We start from the raw sequence: 10754 nt of genomic DNA, 5'->3' as shown, positions 1-10754 counted from the left end.
AGGAATTGAACGAGCTCAGGACAGCCTTGAAGCAAGCCGAGACCTCCTTGATGAGCTTGGAACAATCCTGGGCAGCCTACAGGACCGGAGTGGAACTGCGGATAGCCAGCCTTAAACGCCAAACCCGCATCTACAAATACGGCTTTATCGCCGGCCTCATCCTGGCCCTTGGAGGGTGGACTGCTTTTGCGGTGACCCGGTAGGACCGAATTAAGAATTTAACCACGAACTACACGAACGAAGAGGGGAGAGAAGGAATTAAGAAATTTACCACAAGGTAGACCGCTACGCAGTCAATTAAATGAGCAGAAGGCGAGGAAGGGAGGGAGTAGAGTGAAGGAACAAGCCTTTCCCGAGGATGTGAATTCTGGTATAAATAACCGTGCAACCTTTTGTCAGAACAGAGATAGGCAAGCCAGAACAATGGCTGATTGAAGCGGGAGCCGCTATTGGCCTCAATTTTTCCGTATTTATCCATGAAACTACTAACCAATTCAGAGACCATGTACTCAATAGGCATGGTGACCCAGCAATACATGGAACCGCTACCGTCATAAATGAGGATTTTTCCCGAATACCAAGCATTATTCAGAAGCCGGATATGGCGATTATTGGTGTAAAGCGCAAAGGAGCAACATACATTGTCTATGTAAAGACAGAGTCAAATGTAACCTATCTCTATTTCGAACAAATTCTTAATAGCCGTAGAAACAAAGCTCTCCGGGGTAGTACCTTCTACAAAGTTACCAGACCACTATTACTTAATGAAGTTTTGAAGAATATTTCCCGAAATGATAAAACGGACCTTAAGGAAGCAAAAATCTTCACACGAGGAAAGTCATAAAAAAGTCCAGACAGTCGGAGGCTATCCCGGCGGTTAGGCAGAAACCCGAAAGGGTACATCACCCGGAGGCGGCCAATTCCTCCCCTTTGCTGGACACTTTAAATATCGTATAAAAAAACCAAACTGTCAACCGGTAATGTTGGCACATGGTTACCCTCCGCGCCGGCGGAGCCCGGCGCCCCCCCCTCCTCAAAACCCGCGAGCCACCCCTTAGCCCGAATACCACCAATACCCGGTTCACCCCCACCTTCCGCAACGCCGTCAACTTCTGTCCCCGCGGCACGGCGCCGGCGAAGCCCGGCGCCCCAAACCCCGTCTCTTCCCCCACCTGTTAGCGGATGGCACCTTAGCCCCTTAGCCGAATACGGCCGGGCCGGGGCGGAAATCCCCCCCGCAAACGTCTCTGGAATTCCCCGCGGTAACAGACCGTTTACGGGCTGTGGACGCGGACTCTACAGGTAGTTTGCGGGGGGGATTTCCGCCCCGGCCCGGTCATATCCGACCCAGCAGGCTAACGTCCCAGCCGTGCCATCTTTGAGAAGATGTTCTCCAGATACCGGGCCTCCCCGGCGTTTAAGGCGGCCCGGGAAAAGATGTCCCGGAGAAACCCTTCCTGGTCTTCCCGGCCGGGGTGGCGGTAAAAACCCAGAGATTCCAGGGAAGCGCTCACCGAGTGAACCAGGGCATTTATCCGTACCTGGTCCAGGGGGTCCCAGCGGCCCCGGGGCTCGTCCCGGGCCGAAGCAAGGGCAATAAAAAGTTCATAGGCGTAGATCTGAACCGCGTGGGAAAGGTTCAGGGACGGAAAGGCCCCGTCCGCGGGGATATGGGAGGCGAGGTTACAGAAATTAAGTTCCCGGTCCTCAAGGCCGGTGCGCTCATTGCCGAAAACCAATGCCGCAGGCCCCGGCCGGTCCCGGAGGCAGGATGCCGCCTCCCGGGGGGTCATGGTGATTGATTTCCGGCGGCGCCCCCGGCGGCGGGTGGTCCCTATCACCAGGGAACAATCCTCTACGGCGGCTTCCAGGGTATCGAACACCTGGGCCTGCTCCCAAACATCCCCGGCATGGACCGCCCGGGAGCGGACAAGCCCCTCGTCCATGGGGGCCGGATCCACCAGCCGCAGCCGGGACAGGCCCATGTTTTTTAATGCCCGGCATACGGCCCCGGTATTTCCCGGTTCCGAGGGCCGGCAGAGAATGAAAATCAGATCCGAAAGAACCATGGGTTTATATTATCCGATAATAGTGTATAGTAATAGTATGGAAAGGATCTTTGCGGGGAAACAGGCCCTGGTCATAGGCGGTACCGGGGGCATAGGAAAGGCCCTGGCCATTAGGCTGGGGGTCCGGGGCGCCCGGGTTTTTGTCCAGGGGGGCAGCTCCCGGGAACGGCTGGAAGGGACCCTGGGGGCCATCCGGGATGCCGGGGGCGAGGCCGAGGGCTTTCTCTATGACGCGGGCCTTCCGGAAAGCGCCGCTGAAATTCTGACCCGTCTTCCGCCGCCGGACATCCTGATCTGCGCCTGGGGACCCTATAAACGGGCTCCGGTGGAGCGGCTCACGGCCCAGGACTGGATTTTCTTAACGGTAAACAACTTAACCCTGCCGGGCATCCTGATCTCCTCGGTATTGGGGGACATGATCGACAAAAAATGGGGGAGGATCCTCCTTTTTGGGGGTACCAATACCGATGTTATCCGGGGATTTGCCACTACCGCGGCCTATTCGGCGGCAAAAACCGCCCTGGGGGTGGTGGCAAAATCCGTGGCCCTCACCGCCGGAGCCTATGGAGTCAGCTGTAATGTGGTGTGTCCGGGCCTTACGGATACGGAATACACCGCCGGGGTGGCGGAGAACTACAACCGGGAGCGGAGTCCCGGGGGAATTCCCCTGAATTCCGATGAAATCGCCGATATGGCGGTACGAATTTTGGAGCATCCCCAGGTAAATGGGGCAATAATTCCCATTGATCGGGGGTTAAAGCTATAACCGGCGGCTTTTTAATTCCTTGGGAAGGATATATCCCCCGATCGCCTGCGGTGGGGTTGTTAATTTGACAAATTCCTTCTAAAATACTAGTATAGTATAGGATTGTGGAAGGTATTGCTATTTTAATGCTTCTATGGTACATAGGTTGTGTTTTGGAGAAGATAATTAGATGAAGGGTACGTCATGACGAATAATGAAATTGTTCATGGATTTGATGATGAAAAGGATGAAAGCCTTAAAATAAACCTGCAAAAGGTAGATGGTATTGAAGGGTGTCTTATCTTATCCCTGGTGGGATACATAGACACCTATAATTCTCATTATTTTCAAAAACGGATCGCCCGGGCGGTGGATAGCGGTTTCATCAAACTGATCTTTCATTGCGGCGGACTTAATTATGTGTCTTCCACCGGGATCGGATCCTTTACCTCTTTCCTTAAATCCGTAAAGCCCCGGGGGGGGGATCTGGTTCTGGTAGAAATTCAGTCCAAGGTGTATGAGGTATTTCAACTCCTGGGATTTTCCCAATTTTTTAATATTAAAGATAATTTGGATGATGCGATTGGTTTTTTCCGCCGGGGATCGGCGGACCCCACCGCGCTTTTTCCTAAAATATTTGCGTGCCCGATTTGTTCTAAAAAATTAAAGGCGGTCAAGGCGGGCCGTTTTCGCTGTTCCGAATGCAAAACCATACTTGCCATCGATAACGCGGGGCAGGTATTTTTAGGCTGATCCAGGGACCCGGATGACAACTCATGGAGGGATAGGTTATGGCGTTAAACAAGATTGAGCAGTACCTTATTGATCTGATGGTTAGTTATCGGGAAATCGGTAAAAATATGTGGCTGCTGGATGACGCGGAACACGGCCTGGAAGCGGCGGTGATTGTCTATGACGATCCCCTGGTTGTTTTTCAGATAACGGTAATGGAGGCTCCCCAGGAAAGGCGGCTTGAATTGTTTACCAAATTGCTTGAATTAAACGCACAGGATATACTCCACGGGGCATACGCCCTGGAAGAAAATAAGGTTATTTTGATTGATACGCTGGAATATGCCGGTATGGATTTTACGGAATTTAGGGCTACCCTGGATGCCTTTGGGTTGGCCTTAACCCAGCATTATCCTATTCTTTCACCCTTTAGGGCATAGGGATATTCCTTTGCCGCTCCACAGGAGGTCAAAAAAATGGGGATTTTTTCACGCCTAAAAACGCTGGTCGCCTCAAATGTTAATGATGTTATAAGTAAAGCCGAAAAACCGGAAAAAATGCTCAATCAGCTCCTTATTGAGATGAACGAGCAGTTGATCGAGTCCAAAAAGGCCGTTGCCCTGGCCATTGCCGATGAAAAAAAACTTGAGCGGGAGATGCAGAATCAGGAAGCCCAGGCCGGGGAATGGGAGCGGAAGGCCATGCTGGCCGTACAGGCCGGTAAGGATGATCTTGCCAAGGAAGCCCTGCTGCGGAAACAGGAATACGATAACGCTTTTGGGGAATATAAAAAACAATGGGAGGCTCAACGGAATTCCGTGGGGCAGCTCAAAACATCCTTACGGGAGCTTCAGAATAAGATTGAAGAGGCCCAGCGGAAAAAGAACCTCCTCATTGCCCGGGCAAAACGGGCGGAGGCGCAGCAGAAAATTCAAAATACCATTTCCAGTGTTTCCGGCAACCGGACCGCCTTTGACGCCTTTGACCGCATGGCCCAGAAGGTGGATCAGATGGAAGCCCAGGCTGAGGCGTCAAAGGAACTGGAGGATTTTTCCGCTAACTCGGACTTGGAGAAACGGTTTGCGGAACTGGAAAAATCCGACAGCTCCGCGGATATACTGCTCCTTGAATTAAAGGAAAAAATGAAAGCTATCCCGGAAAAATCCGGATAGAAAGGAGCTTTGACGAAATTCCCCTGCTGTTAATTAGTTGTGGATAAAATGTTTATAAGACCGGGACACCCCCCGCTCTGTATCTGTTTTTATACAGAGCCTGGGGACAGGGGGTCGGCGCAAAAAATTATATTTTTTAATTCCTTATACTATAACGAAATAAGGCTTTTAAATTCTATGATTAATCACTTTTTTGCCGTAAATACGGGTAATTAATTATGTAGGTATTATAATGTTACATAAAATACTAAAGTATTAACCTGTGGATAACTTGTTACTATCCTGGACGGCACCGGAATCCTATACCCCAGGACCAGAATTTTGAAACCGGGTCCGCTTGCAATCACGGTTTTCTCATGTTAGGCTAAAGAAGTGAAAAAGATGGCGCAGTTTGTACTCTTTTTTTGCTGCTGTTTTACGGTGGTGTTTCTATGTACGGCAACAATTCGATGCTTTTTGGCCTGGGATACCGCGGTGCAGTTTGTTCCCGCCGATTCCGGGACCTTACTGCCCCAATTTATCTCCGCCGGCTGGATTTCCCTGTCCATAGGCTTGTATAGCGCCCTGTTACTTTCCCTTAGTTATGCCGCCCGGCGGCGGATTCCGGTAATTATAACCCGGCTGGTCTCATTTATCCTTGCCCTGGGTTTTACCTGGGCTATATCCCTGGGCCTTTCCCGGCTGCCGGAGAGTATCGGAACGGGCCCGGAAAAAGGCCCTGCAACCCTGGGCAAACCGGGGCTTTTGTTATCCGAGGCCGACACGGTGATAGTCCTTTTGGAGGATCCCGCCAAAAAGGACGGTCCCCGGGTGGTATCCATACCGGGCCGGCCCCTGATATATCAGGAAGTCCCCCGGGGACCGGGGAACACCATCCTGGACCTGCCCCCGATCCTTTTTCACCAGGAAGATCCCCTTTCGTTTAAAGCGTTGCTTATTGATATGACCCTTACCGCCGGGCAATTTCGCACCCGGCTTCAGGAGGGACTGGTCCCCTTTGCCGCCTATGTGGGCGCGTTGATCTTCCTGCTGGTTTCGCTGGATTTTGTGCTGCATTTGAGTTCCTGGCCCCTGGCAAACTTGTTTTTTGGGGCCCTGGCCTTCCGGGGCACCCTGGTCTTTGAGAGTTTTCTTAATTCCCGGGAAATCCAGGGGGGCATTCATGCTTTTTTAAAAAACCGGCTGCCGGAATTTCTTATAAGTCCCCTGATTTTTGTCGTAATCGGGCTGCTCCTCATCCTCTATAGCCTTTTATCATTTTTTGCCTGGGGCCGGAGGACGCCGGATGAAAATTAAGGAGAAGCTTTTTTCGGTGACCGGTATTTTTATCATCTATATTTTGGCCTCCCTGGTCCTGATCATGGCCTTTCAGTTTTTCTTTCCCCCGGAACCCTCGCCCCTGCGGATCTTTGCCGCCCGCTGGTGGCTTATCGGCGGGATCCTCAATAGCATCAATTTGTTCCCGGCCCTTGCTTTTTCCGCCCTGATTATACCCTTTGGTATAAAGAATTACGGCCATATTAAGCTTTCAAAATATTCCCCCTACTTTCTGGATATGATGAAGGCCCCCATTATTACCGCCATCAGCGCCGTGGTGATCTACGGTCTTCTGTATTTCCTGATTTTTCCGGTGGTTCGGGATTATGAGGCAACCATGCGCTTTCAGGGTCAGCTATTCAGGATCGCCAAGAACCGGGCGATGGAGCATGCGGCAAAGGAAGAATGGCCCGAAGCGGACCAATTTATGACCCTTTGTGAACGGATATGGCCGGAAAGCCCCGAAACCGCTTCCCTGAAAGGGGAAATTGCCATTGGTTTTGACGGATACCGGATTTCCGCCTCCGAGGCCCGGGCGGAGGAACGTTATGCTATTCAGGATAGCCAGGAAGCACGCCCCGGGAGAAGCCCGGGGATGCGGACCCCGGTAGATGCGGCGGAGGCCCTGGCCCTGGCGGAAACCGCCCTGGCGGAAAAACGGTATTACGACGCCCATTGGCTTGCCACCTTAGCGGGCCGGCTTGCCAAGGCGGGCAGTACCGAAATGACCCGGGCCGCGGTTCTGGCAAGTTCGGCCTGGAATGAGGTAAGTACCATGATGCCCAATGTCCGGGAGACCGAGGGGTATGCCCATTACCATTTAAAGCGGGACGGCTACGAGGCAATGGTTTCCGGGGACTGGATTCGGGGCTATTATATCTTCAAAGAACTATCCGGCCTTACCCCGGCGGACCCGGATATACCTAATTTTCTTACCCAATGCGAACAAGGAATCGCGGGGATCGCCTTTTTTACCGATGAATTGGAATTAACCATCGGGGATATGCTGATCGGGGCGGTCTTTTCCTTTCCCGACCGGGGAAGGGGACGGGTGGTGATGCGGATGTCTTCCCTCTCGGTTTTTCCTGATTTTGCCTATGGCATTGGGCTTGAGATCCTGGCCTTTACCGCGGCGGGGGAGCTTTCCTATTCGATGGAAGCGCCCTATGTGAAGATCCTGCCCCTGCGGGTGCAGGGGGAACAGCGGCTGGTATTCCTGCTGCGCGCCCTGGATCGGCAGGATAAGAATTTACAGTGGGGGCCGGTTTGGACCAAAGAACAACCGTCGGACCTGGGAAACGACGAAATAGTATTCAATATAGGAATTGAGGAATTTCTCCTCATGACCAGGGTCCGCCGGGGAGTGGGGAGTCTTTTCCTTCAGGATCTTTTAAACGCCGCAAAGGGCCTTGAGGATTACGGGTATATTCCCCAGGTTTTTGAAGCGGAGATCCTCCGCCGGATCTCCGAACCGGTTATTCTGCTCCCCATGACGATCCTGGTACTCATCATCGGGTGGCGGTTCCGGGCGAAAAAACAGCCCCGTTATTTAGTGTTACCTATGCTGTTTATCCTCCCCATGGTGTTTAATAGTATTATTGTGGATGCCTACCGGCATATTTTCACTACCCTGGATATCGGGATGATCCTCACCCTGGGTTTTCCCCTGGCCGCGGTTTGTTTGATCGCCGGAAGCCTGGTCTTTTTTATTATTGCCCTGATGCTGCTGGCCGCCCAACATAATTAATGGGTGAATATTCCGGGGTGGGTGGACGAAGGGCAACAGCCGGCATTATCGGGAAATTATGTGGGCCCCCAAAGACGTGAGCCGGGAAACCAATTTTTCATACCCCCGTTCAATTTGATAGACATTGCGGATGACGCTGTTTCCCCGGGCACACATCGCGGCAAGGACCATGGCCATGCCGGCCCGGATGTCCGGACTGGTCAATTCCGATCCGGTCAGGCTCGTGGGGCCGGAGACAACCGCCCGGTGGGGATCGCAGAGGACGATCCGGGCGCCCATATCAATAAGCTTATCCACAAAAAACATCCGGGATTCAAACATCTTTTCGTGGATGAGGACCGTCCCCGCTACCTGGGTGGCTACCACGGTGACGATACTGGTTAGATCCGGCGGAAAACCGGGCCAGGGGGCATCGTCTATCTTGGGGATCATCCCCCCCAAGTCGCAGTTTATCTTCATATCCTGATTCGCCGGAATGTGCAGCACCCTTCCCTCATGTTCCCAGACTATCCCCAATTTGCCAAAGGCGGTCTTGGCAGGTCTGAGGTCCCGAACAACGGGACCTTCGATGAAAAGTTCCCCCCGGGTGACCGCGGCCAGGCCGATAAAGGACCCTACCTCCATAAAATCAACGCCGATTTCAAATTCACAGCCCGAAAGCTTGGGAACCCCCCGAATGGTTAGAATATTGGAACCTATCCCGGTGATGTCCGCCCCCATGGTCTTGAGCATACGGCAGAGGTCCTGCACATGGGGCTCGCTGGCGGCGTTGGTGAGGATGGTTTCCCCCCGGGCCAATACCGCCGCCATAACGGCGTTTTCCGTGGCGGTTACCGAGGCTTCATCCAAAAAAATATCCGCACCGGTAAGGACCGGCGCCCGGAAGATAAAAGTCCCGTCGATCTCCACCTCCGCGCCGAGTTCGGTCAGGGCCAGAAAGTGGGTGTCCAGGCGCCGGCGGCCGATAACATCCCCACCGGGAGGGGGCAGAATCACCATCCCCGTCCTTGCCAGAAGGGGACCGGCGAACAAAATGGAGGCCCGGATCTTCCGGGCATATTCCAGGGGAACCTCCGATATTTTGATATCCCGAAGCAAGAGCTTATAGGTGTTGGGCCCGAGGGTTTCCACTGATCCGCCAAAGGCCCGGTATACGTCCAGCATTACCTGCACATCTTCAATATCGGGTATATTTTTTAAAATTACCGGTTCATCGGTCAACAGTGTCGCGGCGATACAGGGCAGGGCGGCGTTTTTATTTCCACTGGCCCGGATAGTTCCCTTGATGGGAAATCCCCCTTCGATGCAATATTGATTCATATCCCAACTCTACCGAGGGGGAGGCCGCCGCGTCTAGTAGGCTGCTTATACTAAAAGGGAAGGCTCCATTTTTCCTATTTTGTTTTTCTTGTTTACTTTCCGCTTTGTCAATTTTTAGCGGTTACGGCCTACTCCATAGGCCTTGATCTTGTTGAGGATGGTTTTCCTGGATACCCCCAGTTCCTCCGCTGCCCGGGTCCGGTTTCCCCCGGAACGGGCCAGGGCGGCGATGATTGCCTCCTTCTCCAGTTTCTCCAGGGATTGGGGAGGATCCGCGGTCCCGGTTTTGGGGGACAAAGGGGGCGCGGCGGAAGGGGTTTCCCGGTGCAGGTCGATGTCCTGTCCCCGGATTTCGTTGCCCTCGCAGAAGATGAGGGCCCGTTCCAGGACATTTTCCAATTCCCGGACATTGCCGGGGAAGGAATAGGAAGAGAGTTTTTCCTCCGCGCCGGCCCCCAGGGTATGGGGGGGCTTTCCCATCCGGGTGGCGAGTTTGCCCAGAAGGTTCCTTGCCAAGAGGGGGATATCGGCGGACCGTTCCCGCAGGGGGGGCAGGGTGAGTCTAAACACGTTGAGCCGGTAGTAGAGGTCTTCCCGGAAGCGGCCTTCCCGCACCAGGGCTTCCACATCCCGGTTGGTGGCGGAGATGATCCGGGCGTTGACCGGAATATCGCCGGTCCCCCCGAGGCGCCGGATCTTCCGCTCCTGGAGTACCCGCAGGAGTTTTACCTGGAGGGACAGGGGCATTTCCCCGATTTCGTCCAGGAACAAACACCCCCGGCCGGCAAGTTCAAAAAGCCCCGGCTTTCGGGCCATGGCTCCGGTAAAGGCCCCCTTTTCGTGGCCGAAAAGTTCGCTTTCCATAAGCCCCTCATGGATGCCCCCGATGTTCACCGCCACAAAGGGTTCCGCGGCCAGGGGGCTGCGGCGGTGGATCTCCCGGGCGGCCACCTCCTTGCCCGTACCGCTTTCACCGGATATAAGGACCGTAACATTGGAGCCGGCGATCTTGTCGATTTGGGCGGAGAGGGCCCGCATCACTTCGGTCTCGCCTATCAGGGCGGTCTCCCCTGCCCCGGTACGCTTCCCCGCTTCCACCAGATTTTCCCGGCGTTTGTCCTCCACCAGGCCCCGGAGTTTGATGACCAGCTCTGCGGGATCAAAGGGTTTGACCAGGTAGTCCCGGGCCCCGGCCTTGAGGGCGGCCACGGCGTCGGCGATTTGACCGTGGGCGGAGATCATGATCACCGGCGGAGAGAGGCCCCGCCGCAGCATCCGATCCAGCACTTCCTGGCCGCTTATCCCCGGCAGTTTGAGGTCCAGGACCACCGCGTCAAAGGGTTCCCGTTCCAGGGCTTCCAGGGCGGCTTCCCCGGTCTCCGCACCCTCGGCATCGATATGTTCCAAGCCCAGGTACTTTTTAAAGGAATCCCGGATATGCCGTTCATCGTCCACTATCAAAACCCGCATAGTATAGATAATAAAGAGGGGGCTGACGATAGTAAATAGGAACTAATGGAATTTAACCACGAACCCTCACGAAGTTTCATTTGAAAGCGGGGCTTTCATTCGTAATGTATCCGTTAAACAACCTACGCAAGGTTTGAAAAAATATCGCTTAAGGTGAGTGAAAACCCTTCCAGTACCGCCGA

At 53.8% G+C, this 10754-nt stretch carries 11 protein-coding genes; 8 read left to right on the top strand and 3 right to left on the bottom strand.

The features are described 5' to 3' along the window. Together LQZ21_RS14435 and LQZ21_RS14430 are read left to right on the top strand one after the other, a co-directional pair. Positions 1-203 (top strand): hypothetical protein (locus tag LQZ21_RS14435; RefSeq protein ID WP_411045280.1); only part of this gene is annotated, 203 nt, incomplete at its 5' end. Positions 204-382: 179 nt separating this feature from the next. Further along, positions 383-844, top strand: a complete 462-nt coding sequence (locus LQZ21_RS14430; RefSeq protein WP_411045279.1) for a PBECR3 domain-containing polyvalent protein — start codon at positions 383-385, stop codon at positions 842-844. A gap of 511 nt (positions 845-1355) precedes the next feature. Here the strand turns inward: LQZ21_RS14430 and LQZ21_RS14425 are convergent. Beyond that, on the bottom strand, positions 1356-2069 hold the full coding sequence (locus tag LQZ21_RS14425) for an RNA methyltransferase (protein WP_411045278.1): 714 nt from the start codon (positions 2067-2069) through the stop codon (positions 1356-1358). Between the two features lie 37 nt (positions 2070-2106). Between LQZ21_RS14425 and LQZ21_RS14420 the strand changes: the two genes are divergently transcribed. The 6 genes from LQZ21_RS14420 to LQZ21_RS14395 all read left to right on the top strand — a co-directional run bounded on the left by LQZ21_RS14420 (position 2107) and on the right by LQZ21_RS14395 (position 7782). Continuing rightward, the gene (locus LQZ21_RS14420) at positions 2107-2835 is read left to right on the top strand and encodes an SDR family NAD(P)-dependent oxidoreductase (protein ID WP_411045276.1); all 729 of its coding nucleotides are present in this window, start codon (positions 2107-2109) and stop codon (positions 2833-2835) included. Between the two features lie 183 nt (positions 2836-3018). Further along, positions 3019-3567, top strand: coding sequence for an STAS domain-containing protein (locus tag LQZ21_RS14415; RefSeq protein WP_411045274.1), 549 nt, complete (start codon positions 3019-3021; stop codon positions 3565-3567). Between the two features lie 38 nt (positions 3568-3605). Beyond that, positions 3606-3986: a YbjN domain-containing protein gene (locus LQZ21_RS14410; RefSeq protein WP_411045272.1), complete on the top strand. Its 381-nt coding sequence runs from the start codon at positions 3606-3608 to the stop codon at positions 3984-3986. A gap of 36 nt (positions 3987-4022) precedes the next feature. Continuing rightward, positions 4023-4718, top strand: a complete 696-nt coding sequence (locus tag LQZ21_RS14405; protein ID WP_411045270.1) for a PspA/IM30 family protein — start codon at positions 4023-4025, stop codon at positions 4716-4718. Between the two features lie 381 nt (positions 4719-5099). Then, positions 5100-6014, top strand: coding sequence for a hypothetical protein (locus LQZ21_RS14400; RefSeq protein WP_411045268.1), 915 nt, complete (start codon positions 5100-5102; stop codon positions 6012-6014). Then, a complete protein-coding gene (locus LQZ21_RS14395; protein ID WP_411045266.1) occupies positions 6004-7782 on the top strand; it encodes a hypothetical protein in 1779 nt (592 codons plus the stop codon). Before LQZ21_RS14400 ends, LQZ21_RS14395 begins: the two co-directional genes overlap by 11 nt. Before the next feature lie 45 nt (positions 7783-7827). Here LQZ21_RS14395 and murA read toward each other — a convergent pair whose 3' ends face one another. Both murA and LQZ21_RS14385 read right to left on the bottom strand, forming a co-directional pair. After that, positions 7828-9102 carry a UDP-N-acetylglucosamine 1-carboxyvinyltransferase gene (murA, locus tag LQZ21_RS14390; protein WP_411045264.1) on the bottom strand — a complete coding sequence of 425 codons (1275 nt, stop codon included), beginning with the start codon at positions 9100-9102 and terminating at the stop codon, positions 7828-7830. A 114-nt stretch (positions 9103-9216) separates the two neighbouring features. Then, on the bottom strand, positions 9217-10572 hold the full coding sequence (locus LQZ21_RS14385) for a sigma-54-dependent transcriptional regulator (protein ID WP_411045262.1): 1356 nt from the start codon (positions 10570-10572) through the stop codon (positions 9217-9219). Between the last annotated feature and the right edge of the window lie 182 nt (positions 10573-10754).

The organism is Treponema sp. TIM-1 (genome assembly GCF_046533115.1).
Lineage (GTDB): Bacteria > Spirochaetota > Spirochaetia > Treponematales > Breznakiellaceae > JAIRMO01.
This window is presented reverse-complemented; position numbering and strand designations above follow the sequence as displayed.